Genomic DNA, 19,530 nt, shown 5'->3' on the forward strand with positions numbered 1-19,530 from the left:
CCGCATGACGGTTCCACTCTCCCCAACCTCACACTACAATCGATTTCTGTCGGCGGTGCCCCCCACCGTGGATGCACCGCTCCCGGCCTGGCCCATTTTAATCCTGCTCTATGGCTTCCCCCTTGTGTGGGCTATGGGTTTCATGCAGTTCGCCCCAACGGTTCTAGCCTTGATCATGATTGTTCTCATGGTCATGCGCCGACACGTGATGGTTCATTCCACCATGTGGGTCTGGTTCGCTCTCATGTTCTGGGGGCTTATCTGCCTTGTCTCCATCAATACAGGATCGGAGTTTTTAGGCTGGTTCCAGCGCTACATGAACATCTTTAATGTGGGCATCTACACGGTCTATTTCTTTAACGCCCGTGAACGGATCCCTAACCACATCATGCTGGGCGGCCTGCTGACTATATGGGCAACGGTCGTTATCCTGGGCTACGCCGCCCTAGCTTTCCCCAACTTTAGGCTTCAAACGCCCATGAGTTTTGTCTTGCCGGGTTCGCTACTCAATAACGACCTGGTGAAAGCCTATGTGCTCCCCCCCATGGCAGAAGTTCAGCTCCCGTGGGGAGTCGACGTACCCTACAACAGGCCCTCAGCGCCTTTCCCCTACGCCAACTCATGGGGTTTAGCTTATGCGCTACTCACACCCGTTGTTTTTGCTGTGATTACCGGGGTTCACTCACGTAAAACCCAGATCCTTCTTGTCCTTGCCGTAGTTGTTTCGCTAGTCCCAGCAGTGGCAACCTCAAACCGAGGTATGTTCATTGGCCTGGGCGCAGCTTTTGCCTATGTCCTCTTCCGTTTGCTTCTTCGCGGTGACTGGCGTGCTTTGGGTATAGGCTTTGTGCTCTTCCTTGGGGGCATCACCTACCTCACGGTTTCCGGTGCTATTGAGGAAATCTTGGGCCGCCAGGAGTATTCAAACTCAACCGGTGGTCGGGCCTCACTCTACGAGCTCACTTTTGAGTACACCTTGCGTTCACCACTCGTAGGCTATGGAACCTCCAAGATGGCCGATAACGTGGGTGTTTCAATGGGCACCCAGGGCCAGGTATGGGCTCTCATGTTCTGCTTTGGTTTTGTTGGTCTGGGGCTCTTCCTACTCTATGTAGTCTCAGTCCTCATCAATACCTGGAACGTTGCATCGCTGACCGGTATGTGGGTTCACTCGGTGATTGTGGCAGCGCTAGCAGTGGTCTTCTTCTATTCCTTCGACGTCATTCAGCTCACCGTTCTTATGCTGACGGTAGCCATGATGATGAGATCTCGAATGTACGGGGAGGGCCTCTAATGGCTCGTTCTCTTGCAAAAAGTGGAGCTTTCTCAACGCTGTACGTCATGTACGGTTCGGCTGCGGCCTTTGTGGCTACGCTTATAGTGTCAAATGGTGTAGGTAAAGCCGGTGCGGGTTCCTTCTTTCAAGTCATGGCACTCTTTGCGATTGCGACTTCGCTCTGTGTCTTTGGTGCAGATACCGGACTTGTAAGAGCCATGAGCGCACAGCGAGCTCTGGGGCAGTATTCCCTTCTACCGAAGCTCTTACGATATGCTTTTGGCCCCGCAACCCTCATTGCTTTCACGGTTCTTATTGCGGCAACCCTTATCGCGCTACCGGTTGTAACCCCCAATATGGGCACTGAAAACCGAACAGCGATCCTTGCCAGCGCACCTTTTATTCTGGTTGCGGCCTGGATGACACTGTGCTTCGGGGCACTCCGGGGACTGGGCTACACCGTAGAGTTCACCTTTCTCCAAAGCGCGCTCCTGCCTACCCTTCGTATTCTGGCTGTTCTGCTCGCTGTCAGTATCTCGGGGGCCATTCTCTCTTTGGCCCTGGCATGGTCACTCCCCCTGCTCCTTGTCTTTGCAGTTTCAGCGCTATGGGTTCGCAAGTACATGCCTCAGGGTGAAGATCTTCTCAGCTATCCAGCAAAGCATCTAGCTATTGAAGCCATGGCAAGTACACCTGTCACTGCGCCCGAGACCGCAAAAAGTTTCTGGGCCTTCAGCTCAGCGCGCGGTGTCTCGGCCATGGTCGAGGCGGTCCTGGAATGGATTGATGTTCTGCTCATCGGCCTCTTCTTAGGCCCGGCAGCCAGCGGCGTCTACGGCGCTGTCAATCGTTGTGTCCGTGTCGGTGCAATGGTTGAGCATACCGCCCGCGTGGTCACCGGACCAGAGATTTCGTCAGCAATCGCTCGGGGTGACCTTATTAGAGCTCGCCAGATCTTTGTCTCCGCAACCCGGATTCTGGTGGCTGTTGGTTGGCCTTTTTTCATCACCTTGGCGGCCTTCGGCCCCGCGCTACTGGGATTCTTTGGCTCCGGTTTTGTTGAGGGAGCACCGCTCTTTTGGATCATCGGGGTAGCCATGCTGGTTCAGATGGCCGCCGGTGGCGTTCAGAGTGTACTTCTCATGAGCGGGCGTAGCCGCTGGCAACTTTACAACAAGCTCTCCGCACTAGCTGTTGCAGTCGCTCTCAACCTCACCCTGATTCCACTCTGGGGGCTAGCTGGGGCAGCAACCGCTTGGGCCTCAGCCGTCCTCACAGACTGTGTGCTGGCCACGGTTCAGGTCTACGGAAAACTCGGCATCAGGCCCCGCCCTTCCGAGTTGCTCCCGGTCATGGGTCTTGCGGCTGGAACTCCGTCTCTTGGAGCCGTGGGAGTTCACCTCATCTGGGGAAACCAATTCTTAGGACTCATCATCTACCTAGGTACGGTGGTACCGCTCTATGCGGCTCTCATCTACCGTTTCCGACATCAGGTAGGCCTGGAGCAAGTCATCAACTCACTCACTCGCAAATTTAGCCGCTAGGCAACAATATCTTGATTAATCTTTAGGGAAGGACTCATACTCATGGAACGCCAATCACGGTTAAGAACCAAGGACCAGCAAGCCACACCCGTATCGCTCGGAGCAGCAGCTCGGCGGGTTCTGCGCCACCGCTTTGTGGTGCTTACCAGTTTAATGATCTTCGCGGCGCTGGGCGCTGTGGCAGGGCTTATCCTTCCTAACTCATACCAGTCTAAAGCCGTGATCAATGTAACCCAGCCCAGCTCCGGCGCATCGGGACTCCGTGCTAGCCTGAACACTATTGACATGGATACCGAAGAGGCTATTGCAGGTTCCCGCACTGTACTCGAGGCAGCTGCCGATCAGCTGGGTTTAGATGCTGATGACCTCAAAGATATGGTCAGCGTGGCAGGCCATTCCAACAGCACCATTCTCGATATTATGGTCAGCTCGGATTCACCTGAAAGATCAGCCGAGATCGCTAATACTGTAGCCCACGCTTACCTCAAACACAGGTCAGATACAATCCGGACAACCCGGGAAGAAACCCGCAAAAATATCGACGCTGTCTCTGCGGGGATGGATTCAGGAATCGTCAACCAGGCTATCCTGAGCCTAGAGGCCACCTCCACAGATACCGGCACTATTATCTCAAGCGCCCAAGCCCCTAGCAGACCATCAAATTTCACTCTGGCGCAAACCATCTTTATTGGTGCAGGAATAGGCCTGCTCCTAGGAATTTTTGCAGCCTACATCGTGGATAGAACCTCGAGGGTTCTCGGCTACCCCGAGCGTCTCTCTGAAATTGCTCAGGCTCCCGTCTCTATCATCAAGAGTGGTTCCGAAGAGGAATCTATTGCCCAGCTTCTCCGCCGAATGGATGTTGCCGATGGCAATCTCAAGAAGGCTAACTTTGATGGTGTTACTGTCTTCTCCCCCACCCCTCGCGCGGCAGGTGCGCTGACTACCTTTCTCGTCAAGGGGATTTCTGACCCCGATTTTGTCGTAACCGAGGCTCCGGCTTTCAACTCTCTAACCAACAATCAGGTCAAGGCTCATATCAAGCAGAACAAGCCGCTGATTGTAGATACTCCGGCTTCAGCCTCTCTTGCAAAGGTCCTCCTTTCAGCTGACCAGAGCGGCGTTCTACTCCTGCCTTTTACCCCCAAAAGCACGGTGAAGAGCGTACAACGCCTGTTTAGTGAGCTCACTCCCTCAAGCTCCACCCAGGTTATCCCTGTTTACTTTGACACGCATACTCACGAGAAATAATCACCCATGAAGGTCCTTCTAACAGCAAGTGCTGGTGGCCATCTGGCTCAGCTTATAGCCCTTGAAAAGTTCTGGAAAGAGCACGATCGGGCCTGGGCAACCTTTGAGCTACCCGAAGTTAAGGCCGCTTTAGACGGCGAGCGCACCTACTGGGTACACTTCCCGACTACCCGGAATATTCCTAACGCAATCCGGAATATCGGTGTTGCCTGGCGGGTACTCCGCAAGGAGCGGCCCGATGCCGTTATCTCAACCGGTGCTGCGGTTGCCGTTCCGTTCTTTATTATCGCCAAGCTTCTTGGCATCAAAACGGTCTTTATTGAGTGCTATGACCGTATTACTATGCCAACGCTCACCGGCCGCATCTGCTACCCCATGAGCGATCTTTTTGTGGTGCAGTGGGAGGAGCAGAAAAAGATATTCCCTGAGGCCGTCAATATCGGCCATATTCTCTGAGCGAGGAGGTAGCTTTGAGCGAGAAAAAATATGATCTGGTTGTATCTCTGGGCACTGATTACCACCATTTTGACCGTCTTGTGCATTGGGTGGATGAGTATCTTGCGGCGCGCCCTCAGGTGAGCTGTCTTGTTCAACATGGTTTCACGGCTCCTCCTCAACATGCTGAGGCTGTTGAGCGTTTGCCCCGCGCTGAACTACTGGAACTCTACCGCTCTGCGAAGGTGGTCTTGGTGCAGGGCGGGCCAGGGTCAATTTTGGATGCTCGTGAGGTAGGTGCGATTCCGCTGGCAGTCCCCCGTGTTGCTGAACTTGATGAGGTAGTTGATAATCACCAGGTTGAGTTCTCTCGTGTGATGCAGACACACGGTGAGACCATCGTGGTCAACAGCGCAGAAGATCTCCTGAATAAGCTTGATGCAGCTTTCGCTGACCCGGATTCTCTGCGAGGAACCTACCGTGTACCCGGCAGTGATAAGGCTGCCGATAATCTTACGGAGTCCTTTAGCCGCATTGGTAGTGGCCAGCCAAGTGGGTTTGTTCGCAGGGTCTGGCAGATTCTGTTGGGAATGTGCAGGCGGCCAAGCTAGGTCTGCCCCCCTTACCGCTAGCGCATTCAGGTACAAGCCTGTGAGTATCTGCTCTTGGGCTCAACGATTTAGCCATCAGTGAGCAGGGCTCGCATTTCTCAGTGTTCAAACATGTTAACCCCGTAGAATGGGGCAGGACAGAAACTATTTGCCCTGAAAGGCTTCACTATGGCTGTTCAAAGCTCCACCACTATTAACGCCGGCATCGATTTGGTTGCACGTGCTTTTGCCGACGAGAACTTTGCCCGTTTTGCAAGTGAAAAGGTACGGGTGACTTTTGAGTCTTTCCAGCTTCAGGGTGACCCTGCGGCAGCTTTTACCACCACCACTGTTCGCTCCGTACCTGCTGATCGTCTGCCCGATATGGCCAAGAAGATCCCCGGTGCTTCTCATGGCATCTCCCTGACCCAGGTCGATCAGGTCTCTGCGCCCGCGGCTGATGGTTCACGCACCGTTGTCTCAGAAGTATCTGTTAAGGGTGTTCCCGTAACCGGCAAAGCTAGCCAGAGCCTTACCCCCCAGGGAGATACGACCGTAGCTAATGTTGAGGGCGAAGTTAAGTGCTCTATCCCGCTGGTAGGTAAGAAAATTGCGGCGGCAGCTGAGCCTCAGATTGGCCGCGTGTTCTCGGCTCTGGGTTCCTGCGCAGAAGAGTTCATTCAGAACAACTACTAGGCCAGATAGCCCCATAAAGCTCAAGAGGCGCCCTACCCGTTCGGGTAGGGTGCCTCTTTTCTTGGCTTCAATGGGACTTAGGCCGCAGATGGCATAGAAAGTGCCTTCAGGGCGGCGCGTAACTTAGTGCTGGAGGTGTGAGCGGTGTAGGGGAAGTAAACTACGTGAACACCGACCTCCGCAAAACGGCGCTCTAACTCCTTACCACGAGCAGTACCTTTCCAGTCGTCACCTTTAAAGAAGGTGTTGAAGCGAACCTGTTCCCAGGTCTCTAGCTTATCTTCTACCGTTTCTGCTCGAACTTCATCGACAAAATCAATGTGAGAGACGATTTCCATACGCTCAGCCAAGGGCACGATGGGGCGTCGGCCCTTGGTCAGCTCTAACATTTCATCTGAGACGACTCCTGCAATCAGATAGTCGCAGTTCTTTTTTGCTTCACGCAAGATGTTGAGGTGGCCTACGTGAAAGAGGTCAAAGGCGCCAGCGGCGTAACCGATATTCATTGTTCCCCTGAAGAAAAGTGCGAAAGAACCCGCGTGCGAAAACGGGATGTTAGTGTATTTTCAGTCCTTAAGACTACGGGAGTTAACCTGCTATTGGTAGCCGTTTGAACCGGCTCTTTGGGGGACAGCCCACACTGAAAGAGGCTGGCGTGACCTGCAATAAGACCCGCCCCATTAGCTATCTTCCACAGCCGGGACGGGCCTTATGTCAGGGGCTAAGCCGCAGGTAATACCGGGGCCTAGCGGGTAGCGGCTTCCTTAGTGGCTTCTTCTGCCGCGACCCACGAAAGCATGGCACATTTCACGCGGGCCACAAATTTGGAGACACCGGCAAAAGCTGCAGCGTCGCCGAGCGCTTCCTCATCGGGTTCAATCTGACCGCGTGAGCGGAGCATCTCGCGGAAATCATCAACAAGTTTTTGGAACTCTTCTACGGTCATGCCAGGGGCCATCTCTGATAACACAGAAGCCGCCGCCATGGAGATTGAGCAGCCGTCGCCTTCCCAGGAGACCGACTGGATAAGGGGTTGGTTGGTATCAAGAATAATCCGCAGGTTAATCTCGTCACCGCAGGTTGGGTTGTACTGGTGGTTGGTGGCTACCCGTGCCCCTTCTGCCGGTTCAAGCAGGCCCTCACCACTGCGCTGTTTGGAATGTTCAAGGATAATTTGCTGATAAAGCTGTTCTAGGCCGCTCATTACAGTATCTCTTCTTTCGTCGTAGGTCTTAGAAATGGTGCAGACTAAGCACCCGCCCTCCCGGGTTCTTGCGGAGAGGGTAAGGGACTACAGCAGGTCTTAGTCGGTATACCCGAAGTAGGGGCGTACCTTTGCTAGCTCTTCAATGAAACGCTCAACGTCCTGGGTGCTCGTGTAGATGTAGGCTGATGCTCGCGTTGAGGCGGTGATGCCTAGGGCGCGGTGGAGGGGCTGGGCGCAATGGTGACCCACACGAACCGCAATGCCCTGCTGGTCCAGCAGCTGACCCACATCGTGCGGGTGTACCCCCTCGACATGCACGGAGACAAGCCCAGCACGCGGCTGCCCCACTGAGGGACCCAACAACCGCACACCGGGAATCTGGCTCACACCCTCAGCTAGGAGCTGCCCCAGGTGAGCTTCCCAGGCGTGGACGCGGTCCATACCTAGGTGTTGCAGGTAGCGCACGGCCTCGGCCCAGGCAACAGCCTGGGAGACCCGCTGGGTACCGGCCTCAAACTTGATGGGAGCGGGCATCCATTCAGCTTCGGACATGGTGACCTTGGTGATCATGGACCCGCCCGTGAGAAATGGTGGCAGAGCCTCTAAAAGTTCATGCCGGCCGTACAGGGCACCGATGCCGGTAGGTGCCAGCATCTTGTGCGCAGAAAACACCGCAAAATCAACGCCGAGCGCTTTGACATCGACCTGCATGTGGGGTGCAGACTGGCAGGCATCGAGAACGGTTAGCGCCCCCACCCGCTCTGCCAGCTGGACCATGAACGCCACATCGGTCATGGAGCCAGCAACGTTAGAAACATGGGTGAAAGCTAGGACGCGGGTACGCTCTGTGACGATATTCTCCGCCGCCTGGTAGTCAATCAGCCCATCTGCCGTCACCGGGACATAACGGAGGGTTGCCCCGGTGCGGGCCGCAAGAATCTGCCAGGGAATAATGTTGGCGTGGTGTTCCTGCTCCGTAGTAACGATTTCGTCACCGGGCTTGAGCGCAAAAGCTCGGGCGGCTTCTGCCCCAATACCGTCAGATGCGTTGCCCAGGGAGTAAGCCAGGAGATTCAGGGCCTCGGTGGCGTTTGAGGTCCATACCAGCTCGTTCTCCGCAGCTCCAAGGAATCCAGCTACCGTGCGCCGGGCGTCCTCAAAGGCATCGGTTGCATCAACTGCTAGGGTGTGGGCACCGCGGTGAACCGCAGAGTTAGCGCCCAGATAGTAGTTGCGCTCAGCATCAAGGACCTGAAGAGGATTCTGGCTCGTTGCACCCGTGTCGAGGTAAATCAGCGGTTGGTCGTTGACCGTGCGGTCAAGAATCGGGAAATCCTTACGCACTTCGGCCACAAGATCATCTGTGAGTTCCACCCCGGCCGGGGTGCGGTACTGGCTAGCCACTGATATCTGCCCTTCTTTCGAATCCTGCCTGTATAACGGCATGCTTTTATAGCCTATTCCCAAAAAAGGAAGAAAGGTAGTTAGGTGGGGCTGGCCTATTCAAAGTTCACAGCATCTAGGCCTGGTCCCTCTTGACGTGAAATTTTTGCTGGGCCGCAAGAAGCCCATCAGTGATCAGCAGTTCAAGGGCCTGCGCCGAATCAGACACCAGAAAGGGGAGCTCTTTCTTCTCAAGTTGTGAGAAGGGCCTGAGAACGAAATCTGCGGTCTGCATACGGCCTGGGGGTCGGCCAATCCCGGTACGCACCCGATAGTAATCTTTGGTTCCCAGTGCCTTGGTCATGTCGCGGAGCCCATTATGCCCGCCTTCTCCCCCACCGATTTTCAGTTTGATAGTGCCGAAGGGGATATCCAGTTCATCGTGTACTGCGATAATCCGCTCAGGCTCAATACCGTAAAATCGCGAGAGTTCTGCCGCGGGGCCACCCGAAAGATTCATATAGGTTAGAGGCTTTGCCAGGATCAGGCGGGGGCCTCCCATGCCCAGACGTCCTTCTAGGACTTGGGCACGAGCTTTTGAGTGCTTCTTAAAGCTACCGCCAACCTCACGCGCTAATTGGTCTAGGACCATCTGACCTATGTTGTGACGGGTTGCAGCGTACTCAGTACCGGGGTTCCCCAGACCGATCACGAGCCAAGTCTCTGCCATGTAACTCACCTTTCTGAGCTGATGATACAAAGAGGGTCTGCGCCGTAAATGCTACGGCGCAGACCCCTGAGGTTAGAAACCTCTAAACTTATTCAGCTTCATCTACCAGGGCATCAGCTTCGGCACCCTCAGGAGCGTTTTCGCCTTCTTCGCCGGTTTCGGGAACGTCAAGTTCCTCGGGCTCAGAAACGTTAACGATTAGAAGTTCGGGATCTGCTACCAGGGTAACGCCGGCGGGCAGTTCAATATCAGATGCATGAACGTGCTGACCGATTTCGCGACCTTCGATGTTAACAACCAGGCTCTCGGGGAGCTTGAGGGCATCTGCTTCAACCAGCAGGAAGGTTTCTGTCTGGTTTGCGACAGCGCCAACTACAGGCTCGCCCTCAACATGGATGGAAACTTCAATCTGAACCAGCTCGCCACTCTTAACGGTCTGCAGGTCAAGGTGCTGGAGTTCGGGGCGGATGGGGTGACGCTGGATGTCCTTGATCATGACGAGGTGTGATTCACCTTCGATGTCGAGTTCGAGGATAGCGTTGTCAACGCGAGCAGCCAGGGTGGTTGCGTGGCCGGGCATGATAACGTGCTTGGGCTCTTCGCCGTGGCCGTAAATTACTGCGGGGATGTCGCCTGCCATGCGGATGCGACGAGCGTAGCCCTTGCCGAAGTCGTTGCGGGGTGTTGCGGAAATCTTGATGGTATCTGACATGGTCAGCCATCCTTTCTATGGTTAGGAGTGATGCGCCAAGTGGTGTAGTGAACTGGCGCCAGAAATCACTTTCTAACCAGCCACCGTCAGGTTCGGACCTACCGTCTATAAGACGGTATTCCACTGCCTTGGCCTGTTGATTTTGATACATATTCAACTTTTAAATCATACCTGGCACTCAAGGGTTATTCAAGTACCGCCATTAACCCTTCCCAGAGAACATGCAGGTCAAGGCCGGAGAGAACTAATAATGTGATCCATGCGCCACTTTACAGTTGATGAATAGACATGCCCATTCATAAACTCTACAGCCTTAGCTCTCTTCATCTGAAATTCCCCAATATCATCATTTAGATGCATGATCTTTTGGACAAGCTGCTGCACATCTCCCTGAGGTACCACCCACCCCATTCCCTGTTGAGCTAAATCTGCTAAGGTCTCATTATCAAACCCAATAACAGGAACCCCCTGCCCCAAGGATTCAAAGTAAGTCATGGAGGGATCCCCTTGAATATGGGGCAAGAGCATAATATCGATATTCTTCCTCACAAAAGGTTCCCACTCTTTTTTATATTCCATAAATCCCTTATAGATAATATTGGGAGCACCTTCTGCAATAACTTTATTGCGATCTTCCCCATCACCCAAAATATATAATTTAATGAGCGGATTTGCCCTGTAAATCGCCCACGAAATACGTGATAAATATTCTGAACCTTTGATCTTTATAATTCGCCCAGAAAATGCGACGCTAATATTGGCGCCATCCTTAAAGGAAGATTGTTTTTCTAGAGAAATCACATTCTCAACCCTGTGATCATAAAAAAGAATAGAATTCTTATGTTTTTGACCATAGGCTCTGAATGCAGCGCTACCATTACATTGTAGACCATCCGCCTTACGTGCTGCTCTCTGCAGTTGCCACTCCACCCTGTATGATCCGAGCACAGCTCGGAATTTACTCAGCGTTGAAAAATTCCCTTGACTCAAGATTAGAGAGACTTTATTTTTGCGTGTGTTTTCAATTAAATATACAATCTTTACATTCTTCATATGGAGCCGAGTGAGCCATACAGTAGACTCATTAAGCAATGATAAAATAACAGTTTTACCATCACACTTCTGAATATACTCTTGAGCCCCCTGGGGGGAAACACTTAAACTATCCGCTTTAAACCATTTCAGGCGCGCAACTTCATGCGCATCAACCTTTCTTATTTTACCCAGACAGAGCACAGTTAAAGAGATTTTATCGTGGCGTCTCTCTAAGAAGTCTTGATAAGCTTTATAGCCTATATAGCTGCGCTCGGGCAGATAATATTCATTACCCCATTGGACAATTGCGCCTGGGTCAATAACCACGATTTCAGCCAATTTTTTCATAACTCAGAAATTCTGCGAGTGCTTCCCTATGATCCCGCGGACTGAAGCCCGCTTCGATAATTTTTGACAGGTCCATTGCGGAGTTGGTGGGGCGGGGCGCGAATACCTCAGCCTTGGCGAAGTAGTCTGCCGTGCTGACAGGGCGTACCCGGTCAGCCGAGTGCCCGCCTGCTTCAAAAACAGCTTGAGCGATCTCTGCCCAGGTCACTACATCACCGGTGTTCGAGACATGATAGGTGCCGTAGTCACACTGATTTTCGAGCAGGTGCACAATGGCACCGGCCAAATCGCGGGTGAAGGTCGGACGCCCGTGCTGGTCGGCAACCACCGTGGGGTCGATGCCCCGCTCAGCTAGTGACTTCATGATTTCGATGAAGTTCTTACCATCGCCCATGACCCAGGAGGTTCGAACAATATAATGGCGGGCTACAGAGCGGGCCGCCATTTCACCAGCAGCCTTGGACTGACCATAGACACCTAGCGGAGCCAGCGGTGCATCCACTGCGTATTCCTGCCCCAGTGGCAGGCTACCGTCAAAAACATAGTCGGTGGATACGTGTACCAACGGAACCCCGGCCTGATCGGCGACACGGGCAAGAGCGGCGACACCGGTGGCGTTAGCAGCCCAGGCATCGGCCCGACCCTGGGCGGTCTCTGCCAGGTCCACAGCGGTGTAAGCCGCCGCGTTGATGATGCCTCGTAAGGAGCGCCAACGATAGGCCTGCACCCACGAATCGGGGTCGGCCAGGTCAAGCTCATCACGGCCGGCGGCCAGGTAGGGAGTACCGCTTGCCTCAAGCTGTTTGACCAGTTCACGGCCCAACTGGCCCTTGGCACCAACCACCAGGAAGGGAGCGGGGGCAAGGGGTTCTACCTGAGCCAGACGGGGGTGGTTCTTGTCCTTCTCCGATAGCTCAGCATCTTTAAGAGCAATGGGCCAGTCGATAGCTACGGTCTCATCGGCCAGGTTCAAGAAGGAGTACTCGGACTGGGCATCAGCCGACCAGTGATCGTTGACCAGGTAAGTGTAGGCGGTGTTATCTTCTAAGGTCTGGAAGGAGTTACCCACACCGCGTGGCACGAACACCGCGGTGTCGGGGCCGAGTTCTACGGTCACGGTTTTACCGAACGATTCTCCGGCGCGCAGGTCTACCCAGGCACCAAAGATGCGGCCGGTTGCCACAGAGACATACTTATCCCAAGGCTCAGCGTGAATACCCCGAGTGGTGCCCACTGAGGCGTTAAAGGAAATGTTGTTCTGAACGGGTCCGAAATCGGGCAGACCGGCGGCCAACATTTTCTCCCGCTGCCAGTTCTCCTTGAACCAACCACGGTTATCACCGTGTTGCGGAATATCAATGACCAGCAGGCCGGGAATCTCGGTGGTGTAAACAGCAAGGTCTTTGGGCATTACTGACCAGCCTTTGCGTATTTAGCCTCAACCTCAGCTTTGAGGGGCTCCCACCAGGCGCGGTTATCGGTGTACCAGGCGATGGTGTCAGCAAGCCCAGCCTCAAAGTTGGTGAATTGCGGCTCCCAACCAAGTTCTTCGCGCAGGCGGGTGCCGTCAATGGCGTAGCGCAGGTCGTGACCGGGGCGGTCAACAACGTGCTCAAAAGCGTCCTCAGGCTGACCCATCAGGCGCAAGATAGTACGAAGCACCGTGATGTTGTTCTCTTCACCGTTTGCACCGATGAGGTAGGTCTCACCGATAGCACCCTTTTCCAGAATTGTATGAACAGCGCTGGAGTGATCTGATGCGTGAATCCAGTCGCGGACGTTCAGGCCTTGGCCGTAGAGTTTGGGCTGGATACCTGCCAGGATATTTGTAATCTGGCGAGGAATAAACTTCTCGATGTGCTGGTAGGGGCCGTAGTTATTGGAGCAGTTAGAGATAGTTGCTTCAATACCGAAAGAACGTACCCAGGCACGCACCAGCAGGTCGGAACCGGCCTTTGTTGAAGAGTATGGTGAGGAGGGATTATAGGGGGTAGTCTCAGTGAACTTAGCGGGGTCATCAAGCTCAAGATCACCAAAAACCTCATCGGTTGAGATGTGGTGGTAGCGGGTCTTATGCTGACGCACGGCCTCTAGGAGGGTGAACGTACCCACCAGATTAGTATGAATAAAAGGGCTGGGGTCGTTCAAGGAATTATCGTTGTGTGACTCTGCCGCATAATGGACGACTGCATCAGCCTCTCTCACCAGAGGGCTGACGACGTCCATATCTGCGATATCACCTTTAACCACTTCACACCGGTCAGCAGGCAAGCCAGCCAGTGACATTTCATTGGCGGCATAAGTCATTTTATCGAGGACAAGAACACTATGATCAGTTTTTTCAAGAAGATAGTGAACAAAGTTTGAGCCGATAAAGCCGGCACCGCCGGTAACAAGAATTTTTCCCATGAAGCTAACAATAGTGGTAAATCACCTCAAAGTAGAGGCTATGTTAGCCCCACGAGATGTGGTGTTCATGCCACAATGGAAACTATGAAGGGAATTTTACTCGCAGGGGGTACCGGTTCGCGCCTCCACCCCATTACGCTCGGCATCAGCAAACAGCTCACGCCTGTTTATGACAAGCCGATGATTTACTACCCCATTTCGACCCTTATGTTGGCCGGAATCCAAGACATCCTGATTATCACAACACCCCAAGATCAGGAGCAGTTCAAGCGGCTTCTCGGTGATGGTTCGCAGTTCGGTGTCAATTTCAGCTACCAGGTTCAGCCCTCTCCAGATGGACTTGCTCAGGCCTTTATTCTGGGTGAAAGCCATATCGGAAATGACACCGCAGCCCTTGTGCTCGGTGACAACATTTTCTACGGCCCCGGTTTGGGCAATCAGCTCCGCAAATACAATGATGTGGATGGTGCCGCTGTTTTTGGTTACCGTGTTGCGGACCCCACTGCCTACGGTGTTGTTGAATTTGACGATAATTTCAGAGCTATTTCTATTGAAGAAAAGCCAGAAATTCCTAAAAGTGATTACGCAATCCCTGGCCTCTACTTTTACGATAACAAGGTTATTGAATACGCCAAGGCCATTAAGCCCTCCCCCCGTGGCGAACTAGAGATTACCGACCTCAATAGGATCTATCTAGAGCAAGGCAAATTGCAGGTTGAAGTTCTTCCGCGCGGAACAGCTTGGCTCGATACAGGGACCTTCGGCTCTCTTGCCGATGCAACAAATTTCGTCCGCACGGTTCAGGCCCGCCAGGGTCTTTCCATCGGCGCCCCCGAAGAAATTGGGTGGCGCATGGGTTGGATTGATGACGACCGGCTTGCTGAACTTGCACGACCTCTCGCTAAAAGCGGTTACGGCAAGTACCTGCTGGGCCTTCTCAAATAAGAGATATTTAACATTGCTGGTGTCTTGGGATGAGTTCTGACTCCTAGGACTGCCAAACAGCTGCTGTTAGAATCAAAACAAAATTTATTCTTTTTCAACTGCTTTAAACTCACATTTAGGTTACTGATGACCATACTTGACTTCGTGCGAATGCTACGCGCCAATCTAAAATTTCTCATAGCAGGAGCCCTGATCGGGGCTTTGCTGGGCTTTGGCTACTCCCTCCTACAGCCCAAGGTTTACTCCTCGTCGTCAACTGGCTATGTAACCGTTGGGGACGGCAGCGGTATTGGGGACGTTATAGCCGGATCCACAGCGGCCAAGGAGAAAGCCAACGCCTACCTAGCCCTGGTTAATAGCGGTGCTGTTGCTGAGGAGATCGTCGCCGCCAACCCCAACCTGAACCTGAGCCGGGGACAGGTCCAAGGCAATCTTTCCGCAAGCGTTGATTCCAACTCCGCACTCATCAAGGTCTCAGCCACAGGGTCAAGCCCCGAGACGGCCCAGGCTCTAGCCAACTCTTCGCTGGAAGCTGTAGCCAAAGTTGTTAACGACATGGAAGGCTCAAGCAGCGTAAAGGTTATCCCGCTTGAGGATGCCAGCCTTAACCAGCGTCCGGTAAGCCCGGATACCCAGAAGCTGGTTCTGACTGGCGCTGCCGCTGGCCTGGGGCTAGTTCTAGTAACTATCCTTTTGCGCCGAACCCTTGATACCAAGCTCCGCACTCGCAACGATGCCACTCAAGCAACCGAAGCTGGGATCTTGGGAGTACTGCCTGTGTCAGACGAGCTTGATGAGGAGAACATCCTCAAGGCAGGTAAGGATCATGTTTCACAAGAAGCTATCCGCCAGATGCGCACCAATCTGCGCTTTGTTAATATCGATAACCCCCCTCGTTCGCTGATTGTGACCTCTGCCGAGCCCGGTGAAGGTAAATCAACCGTATCGACTTCCCTGGCCCGGGCCCTGTCCGATGCTGGTGAACCGGTTATTATTATCGACGCTGATCTTCGCCGCCCTACTATTGCCAAGAAGTTCAAAATTGACTCTAAGGTGGGTCTGACCCAGGTGCTAGCTGGCCAGGTTGAACTTGCCGATGCTGTTCGCCAGTTTGAGGACTCTCAGCTCTTCATTCTTCCAGCCGGCCGTATTCCCCCCAACCCCTCAGAGCTCCTAGGGTCCGAGAAAATGCGTCAGCTCATCGCTGAGCTAGCCGGCGAGTTCGTTGTCATTGTTGACGTCCCCCCGGTCCTTCCTGTTACCGACGCGGTCCTTCTCTCAACTGCTGTGGACGGTGTTGTGCTGGTCGGTACCGTGGGCAAGACCCGCAAGGAAAACCTGGCAGAAGCTACTGCCAACCTGCGTAAGGTCAGCGCTAAAATCCTGGGGGTCGTCATCAATAAGGCTCCCCGCACGGGTCTGGGTAACTCCTACTATGGCTTCGCCTACAGCTCCAATAAGGGTTACACCAGCTACTACGGCCAGGACACGACCAAGTCGAAAAAATCTAGGAAGGGGAAGAAAAGCTCAGCTAAGTCAGTTGAGTCCGCACCCCAGGAGTCTTAGAACTCAAATAGTGCTGTGAGTTGAGTTTTATGCCAGTCGTTTATGTAGCGACTGGCATAAACTCTATAGTCCAGGGATTATCGGAGTAAGGTCTATGTCAAAAGAACAAAGTGCCCAAACATCAGCTGTCTCTGATGTTCCCCTTGCATTGCGTATCAGCCTTTCTCATGCTTATTTTCAGCATTTAGCTAACCGGCACGGCATCGATATTCTGCATGTGAAGGGTTATGCCTTTGCGCAGGAGGTCTACCGCCAGGGTAGGGTGAGCACAGATGTTGATTTGCTGGTCCGACCTGAGCACCTACAGAAGCTCATAGAAGCTGCCCAGAGTGATGGCTGGGAAATCATTGCTCGGTTTGAGACAGGGTCAATCTTTGAACATGCTATGACCCTCTACCACGGGTCATGGGGGCTTGTTGACATCCACCGGTACTTCCCTGGAATCGGTGATGCTCAAGGCTCAGCCTTTGAAACTCTCTGGCAACAACGGCGAACGCGGGAGATAGCTCATTATCCCTGCTACCTGCCTTCTCTGACCGACTCCCGTATTTTTGTTGTAGTACACGGGGCGCGTACCGAAAATGAGTACAAGGCCGATATTGAGTATCTTCGTAAGACCCTCTCCCCCGGTCAGTGGCAGGACATGAGAGATCGTCTACCGGCGCTGGATGCTGAACTTGCTTTCGCGGCTGCTCTGCAGGAGTTGGACAGTTTCAGGGATCACCCTGACTATCTGCTCTGGAAGTCAGTATCGGAAAAGACCTCAACCTATATCCGGTGGAAGGCCCGGTTCATGCATGCCAAAGGGTTCAGGGCAAAAACGAGGGTGGTGTTCAGTATCGTGATGGTTAATAAAGATCATCTCGCCATGGAGCTAGGGCACCCACCCACCAAAGAAGAAATCTGTCAGAAGTTCTTCTCCCGGTTTATCTTCTGGAAAAAGAAGTCATGAAGGAACAAACGATGCGATACAGCCGCGCGAACCATATCGGCTTCATCATGGGGTTCGAGAGTGGGCAAAGCGCAGATGATGAAACCTATGTAGCGAATCTGCTGACCTCGGAGATTTCTGTTCTTCGCGGGCCCAGCGCCTTGATATGGGAGATTCTGGACTCTCCCCGTAGTTCCGAAGAGATTATCGCTGATATACAAGATATCTACGGTGTGCCCCGTGAAACCGTGGCAGATAGCGTCCTCAATTTTCTGGACTCGTTAGTCCGGCAAAACCTGCTAGAGCTCACGGCCTAAACCTAAAACTGATGAGGGCGGGGAACAGCTAGCTGTTACCCGCCCTCTCCTTTTAAGACCTGGCGCGCTATTGCTTGACTTGTTCCCTGATTTGCTGGATAAACCGCTCCTCGCTGAACTGGGAGATATGCTCCTGGATTTTCTGGGCTGAGTAGTCATCGGGTCGAAAGTCTTCAACAGCCCGACGGATCTCAGGGGCTGTTGGGAGGTCGATGAAGGTACCGGTGATTCCCTCACGGATAGTGTCGAGGAAGCCACCTGCTTTAAGGGCAATGGTGGGCTTGCCGAAGGCTCCACCCTCAAGCGGGGTGATCCCGAAATCTTCGTGAGAGACCGCTAGCAGAGCTCGCGCATGAGCGTAGGCGTACTGCATCTGTTCATCGCTAAGTTCAGATGCGAAAGCTATGTTGGGGGTGCTCATCGCTTTAAGCTCATCCGCCATAGGTCCGGAACCGATGACCAAGAGTTTCTGGTCGAGCCCAGCAAAAGCCTCGACGGCATGCTGGATATTTTTGTAAGGTAGCAGACGGGAAACAAGCAGATAGTAGCCATCTGCCATGAAGTCTTCAAGAGCCGGGATGGGACTCAGAGGACCGTTTGAATCCATAGAATGTGGGGGGAAAATTACCCTAGCTTGTTTGCCGTAGACATCAAAAATTCTTTGCTGGATGATGCTGGAGTTGGCTATATAGTGATCATGCCTGCCAGCAGCGCGCTGATCCCACCGACGCAAGAAGGGGCGCAAGGCTTTAAAACCTAACTCAATGGCCTTATTCATGCTGCTGCCCATATATTGATCCGTGAGGTAAATCCAGCGGGCAGGAGAATGGCAATAGATCAGGCTCTGTGTGGGAAGGTTGAACCCGTGGGCCCACCCGGTTGACGATACGATCACCCGCTCAGCATCAACTTTGAGTCTGCTCGAGAAGAAGGGAAGTAGCGGTAGCGCTAGGCGGTGGTCTTTACGGAAGAGACCCACCTTGTTAAGGGGAGAAGTGATAACGGTGCAGTTCTTGAACTCAGGGTAAGTCTTCTCTGGGTCATAGAGAGTGGTGTAAATGGGAGCATCAGGGAAGGCCTTGTGCAGGGCAAGAACTACCCGCTCGGCACCACCACGCTGGGTGAGGTAGTCGTGAGCTATTGCGACCGGGTAGCTTGCCTCTGCCGCAGAAGTAGAACGAGAACGCATGGGGGTGGGTTCTTCTTTCAGCTAGAAATTTTTTTGTGCACGGTGGGGGTATCTTGTACCAGCATAGCTGGAGGATTCAACGAGCAACGAAACCAGTTTTTCTGCAAGACGAGGCTGGACCCTCTTTGAAAGCAAATCAATAAATTGACCGGCTGTAGCGATACTGGAGTCGGTGGCAAAAATAGCAGAAGTCCTTACTAGCAGACCCCAGAGGCCTGTGGGCTTAGCGGGGGTAAGTACACCCTCCCCATTTTTGGCGATAAAAAGGTTTCGTGCGGCTCCGGAATATAGAGCTCGCTTTGCCCTGTTAGCGGTGGTAGTTGCTGCCACAAAATGATTTATAGACAGTTCCGGATCAATAATAATTTTTGCACCCGCTCGGTAAACCATATAGCCCATATCAACATCTTCCCAACCGTATAGGCGGTAACGATCGTCATACCCGCCAATTTGATCGAAAAGGGTTTTGGACATTGAGACGTTACCCGCCCAGTACTTCCATCTACTTTCTGGCTTGGTTAGATAAGCGTCCTCTCGAAATTTCTGGTCACGGTAACACCCGTACACGCGAGCATAAGGAGTATCAGGAAAAATATTTTTGTATATACCAATCACACCAATTTCGCCAGGGGATTGATGGTGCCGAAGATGCTTAGCAATGAAGCTCCGGTCTGGTTGTAAATCATCATCACAGCGAATGAGTATTTCGGCATCTGCCGCCCTATGCCCAGCGTTGAGGGCAGCAACTCTCCCCTGATTCTGGTCAAAAACAATCATGCTGAGATTGAGTCGCCCACGGTCAATATAGTTCTGGACGACAGCGGCTGAATTGTCGATATCGCCATCAAGGACGACAATAACCTGGAAGTTCTTTTCGGTTTGAGCTTCTAAGGCATCCAAGGGGTAGTGCAACTTGGGCGCTCCCCCACGGCTTGGGATAATAACGGCGGCTTGATAAGTAGTCAT

Annotated in this window: 20 protein-coding genes; 10 read left to right on the plus strand and 10 right to left on the minus strand. The window is 53.1% G+C overall.

Going from position 1 to position 19,530, the window contains the following annotated elements; genetic code table 11:
• Positions 1 to 4 precede the first annotated feature (4 nt).
• The 6 genes from ACN082_RS05460 to ACN082_RS05485 all read left to right on the plus strand — a co-directional run bounded on the left by ACN082_RS05460 (position 5) and on the right by ACN082_RS05485 (position 5,792).
• Positions 5 to 1,294 carry an O-antigen ligase family protein gene (locus ACN082_RS05460; protein WP_419099841.1) on the plus strand — a complete coding sequence of 430 codons (1,290 nt, stop codon included), beginning with the start codon at positions 5 to 7 and terminating at the stop codon, positions 1,292 to 1,294.
• Positions 1,294 to 2,820, plus strand: a complete 1,527-nt coding sequence (locus ACN082_RS05465; RefSeq protein WP_419099842.1) for a lipopolysaccharide biosynthesis protein — start codon at positions 1,294 to 1,296, stop codon at positions 2,818 to 2,820. The genes ACN082_RS05460 and ACN082_RS05465 overlap by 1 nt, the downstream gene beginning before the upstream one ends.
• A 42-nt stretch (positions 2,821 to 2,862) precedes the next feature.
• A complete protein-coding gene (locus ACN082_RS05470) occupies positions 2,863 to 4,071 on the plus strand; it encodes a YveK family protein (RefSeq protein ID WP_419099843.1) in 1,209 nt (402 codons plus the stop codon).
• Between the two features lie 6 nt (positions 4,072 to 4,077).
• Positions 4,078 to 4,527 carry a PssD/Cps14F family polysaccharide biosynthesis glycosyltransferase gene (gene pssD, locus ACN082_RS05475; protein WP_419099844.1) on the plus strand — a complete coding sequence of 150 codons (450 nt, stop codon included), beginning with the start codon at positions 4,078 to 4,080 and terminating at the stop codon, positions 4,525 to 4,527.
• A gap of 14 nt (positions 4,528 to 4,541) precedes the next feature.
• Positions 4,542 to 5,117, plus strand: a complete 576-nt coding sequence (locus tag ACN082_RS05480) for a glycosyltransferase (RefSeq protein WP_419099845.1) — start codon at positions 4,542 to 4,544, stop codon at positions 5,115 to 5,117.
• A gap of 168 nt (positions 5,118 to 5,285) precedes the next feature.
• Positions 5,286 to 5,792 (plus strand): DUF2505 domain-containing protein, encoded by a 507-nt coding sequence (locus tag ACN082_RS05485; RefSeq protein ID WP_419099846.1) that lies wholly within the window; start codon positions 5,286 to 5,288, stop codon positions 5,790 to 5,792.
• A 77-nt stretch (positions 5,793 to 5,869) separates the two neighbouring features.
• Here the strand turns inward: ACN082_RS05485 and ACN082_RS05490 are convergent, their stop codons facing one another.
• The 8 genes from ACN082_RS05490 to rfbB all read right to left on the minus strand — a co-directional run bounded on the left by ACN082_RS05490 (position 5,870) and on the right by rfbB (position 13,616).
• The gene (locus ACN082_RS05490) at positions 5,870 to 6,298 is read right to left on the minus strand and encodes an adenylyltransferase/cytidyltransferase family protein (RefSeq protein ID WP_419099847.1); all 429 of its coding nucleotides are present in this window, start codon (positions 6,296 to 6,298) and stop codon (positions 5,870 to 5,872) included.
• A gap of 239 nt (positions 6,299 to 6,537) precedes the next feature.
• Positions 6,538 to 6,996, minus strand: coding sequence for a Fe-S cluster assembly sulfur transfer protein SufU (gene sufU / locus ACN082_RS05495; RefSeq protein WP_419099848.1), 459 nt, complete (start codon positions 6,994 to 6,996; stop codon positions 6,538 to 6,540).
• Positions 6,997 to 7,095: 99 nt separating this feature from the next.
• Positions 7,096 to 8,403 carry a SufS family cysteine desulfurase gene (locus ACN082_RS05500; protein WP_419099849.1) on the minus strand — a complete coding sequence of 436 codons (1,308 nt, stop codon included), beginning with the start codon at positions 8,401 to 8,403 and terminating at the stop codon, positions 7,096 to 7,098.
• A 115-nt stretch (positions 8,404 to 8,518) separates the two neighbouring features.
• Complete coding sequence (gene pth, locus ACN082_RS05505) at positions 8,519 to 9,112, minus strand: aminoacyl-tRNA hydrolase (protein WP_419099850.1); 594 nt, start codon at positions 9,110 to 9,112, stop codon at positions 8,519 to 8,521.
• 88 nt (positions 9,113 to 9,200) lie between these two features.
• Entirely contained in the window at positions 9,201 to 9,824 is a 624-nt protein-coding gene (locus tag ACN082_RS05510) for a 50S ribosomal protein L25/general stress protein Ctc (RefSeq protein ID WP_419099851.1), read from the minus strand.
• Positions 9,825 to 10,052: 228 nt separating this feature from the next.
• A complete protein-coding gene (locus ACN082_RS05515) occupies positions 10,053 to 11,207 on the minus strand; it encodes a glycosyltransferase family 4 protein (RefSeq protein ID WP_419099852.1) in 1,155 nt (384 codons plus the stop codon).
• Positions 11,191 to 12,618, minus strand: coding sequence for a dTDP-4-dehydrorhamnose reductase (gene rfbD / locus ACN082_RS05520; protein ID WP_419099853.1), 1,428 nt, complete (start codon positions 12,616 to 12,618; stop codon positions 11,191 to 11,193). The genes ACN082_RS05515 and rfbD overlap by 17 nt, the downstream gene beginning before the upstream one ends.
• A complete protein-coding gene (rfbB, locus tag ACN082_RS05525) occupies positions 12,618 to 13,616 on the minus strand; it encodes a dTDP-glucose 4,6-dehydratase (RefSeq protein WP_419099854.1) in 999 nt (332 codons plus the stop codon). The genes rfbD and rfbB overlap by 1 nt, the downstream gene beginning before the upstream one ends.
• 84 nt (positions 13,617 to 13,700) lie before the next feature.
• Here rfbB and rfbA point away from each other — a divergent pair, with 84 nt between their 5' ends.
• From rfbA to ACN082_RS05545, 4 genes are all read left to right on the plus strand, one after another.
• On the plus strand, positions 13,701 to 14,561 hold the full coding sequence (gene rfbA, locus ACN082_RS05530; protein ID WP_419099855.1) for a glucose-1-phosphate thymidylyltransferase RfbA: 861 nt from the start codon (positions 13,701 to 13,703) through the stop codon (positions 14,559 to 14,561).
• 126 nt (positions 14,562 to 14,687) lie between these two features.
• Entirely contained in the window at positions 14,688 to 16,127 is a 1,440-nt protein-coding gene (locus ACN082_RS05535; protein ID WP_419099856.1) for a polysaccharide biosynthesis tyrosine autokinase, read from the plus strand.
• Between the two features lie 94 nt (positions 16,128 to 16,221).
• Positions 16,222 to 17,079, plus strand: coding sequence for a nucleotidyltransferase family protein (locus ACN082_RS05540; protein ID WP_419099857.1), 858 nt, complete (start codon positions 16,222 to 16,224; stop codon positions 17,077 to 17,079).
• A complete protein-coding gene (locus ACN082_RS05545; RefSeq protein WP_419099858.1) occupies positions 17,076 to 17,375 on the plus strand; it encodes a PqqD family protein in 300 nt (99 codons plus the stop codon). Before ACN082_RS05540 ends, ACN082_RS05545 begins: the two co-directional genes overlap by 4 nt.
• Positions 17,376 to 17,442: 67 nt before the next feature.
• Here ACN082_RS05545 and ACN082_RS05550 read toward each other — a convergent pair whose 3' ends face one another.
• Together ACN082_RS05550 and ACN082_RS05555 are read right to left on the minus strand one after the other, a co-directional pair.
• Entirely contained in the window at positions 17,443 to 18,564 is a 1,122-nt protein-coding gene (locus tag ACN082_RS05550) for a glycosyltransferase (protein ID WP_419099859.1), read from the minus strand.
• Positions 18,565 to 18,585: 21 nt separating this feature from the next.
• Positions 18,586 to 19,530: a glycosyltransferase family 2 protein gene (locus tag ACN082_RS05555; RefSeq protein WP_419099860.1), complete on the minus strand. Its 945-nt coding sequence runs from the start codon at positions 19,528 to 19,530 to the stop codon at positions 18,586 to 18,588.

This window comes from Rothia sp. CCM 9417 (genome assembly GCF_048513575.1).
Classification (GTDB): Bacteria; Actinomycetota; Actinomycetes; order Actinomycetales; family Micrococcaceae; genus Rothia.

Excerpts from the sequence above, each read along its gene's own strand:
- ACN082_RS05460 (WP_419099841.1), top strand. The coding sequence starts at position 5 with ATGACGGTTCCACTCTCCCCAACCTCACACTACAATCGATTTCTGTCG.
- ACN082_RS05465 (WP_419099842.1), top strand. The coding sequence starts at position 1,294 with ATGGCTCGTTCTCTTGCAAAAAGTGGAGCTTTCTCAACGCTGTACGTC.
- ACN082_RS05470 (WP_419099843.1), top strand. The coding sequence starts at position 2,863 with ATGGAACGCCAATCACGGTTAAGAACCAAGGACCAGCAAGCCACACCC.
- pssD (WP_419099844.1), top strand. The coding sequence starts at position 4,078 with ATGAAGGTCCTTCTAACAGCAAGTGCTGGTGGCCATCTGGCTCAGCTT.
- ACN082_RS05485 (WP_419099846.1), top strand. The coding sequence starts at position 5,286 with ATGGCTGTTCAAAGCTCCACCACTATTAACGCCGGCATCGATTTGGTT.
- ACN082_RS05490 (WP_419099847.1), bottom strand. The coding sequence starts at position 6,298 with ATGAATATCGGTTACGCCGCTGGCGCCTTTGACCTCTTTCACGTAGGC.
- sufU (WP_419099848.1), bottom strand. The coding sequence starts at position 6,996 with ATGAGCGGCCTAGAACAGCTTTATCAGCAAATTATCCTTGAACATTCC.
- pth (WP_419099850.1), bottom strand. The coding sequence starts at position 9,112 with ATGGCAGAGACTTGGCTCGTGATCGGTCTGGGGAACCCCGGTACTGAG.
- ACN082_RS05510 (WP_419099851.1), bottom strand. The coding sequence starts at position 9,824 with ATGTCAGATACCATCAAGATTTCCGCAACACCCCGCAACGACTTCGGC.
- ACN082_RS05515 (WP_419099852.1), bottom strand. The coding sequence starts at position 11,207 with ATGAAAAAATTGGCTGAAATCGTGGTTATTGACCCAGGCGCAATTGTC.
- rfbD (WP_419099853.1), bottom strand. The coding sequence starts at position 12,618 with ATGCCCAAAGACCTTGCTGTTTACACCACCGAGATTCCCGGCCTGCTG.
- rfbB (WP_419099854.1), bottom strand. The coding sequence starts at position 13,616 with ATGGGAAAAATTCTTGTTACCGGCGGTGCCGGCTTTATCGGCTCAAAC.
- rfbA (WP_419099855.1), top strand. The coding sequence starts at position 13,701 with ATGAAGGGAATTTTACTCGCAGGGGGTACCGGTTCGCGCCTCCACCCC.
- ACN082_RS05535 (WP_419099856.1), top strand. The coding sequence starts at position 14,688 with ATGACCATACTTGACTTCGTGCGAATGCTACGCGCCAATCTAAAATTT.
- ACN082_RS05540 (WP_419099857.1), top strand. The coding sequence starts at position 16,222 with ATGTCAAAAGAACAAAGTGCCCAAACATCAGCTGTCTCTGATGTTCCC.
- ACN082_RS05545 (WP_419099858.1), top strand. The coding sequence starts at position 17,076 with ATGAAGGAACAAACGATGCGATACAGCCGCGCGAACCATATCGGCTTC.
- ACN082_RS05550 (WP_419099859.1), bottom strand. The coding sequence starts at position 18,564 with ATGCGTTCTCGTTCTACTTCTGCGGCAGAGGCAAGCTACCCGGTCGCA.
- ACN082_RS05555 (WP_419099860.1), bottom strand. The coding sequence starts at position 19,530 with ATGACTACTTATCAAGCCGCCGTTATTATCCCAAGCCGTGGGGGAGCG.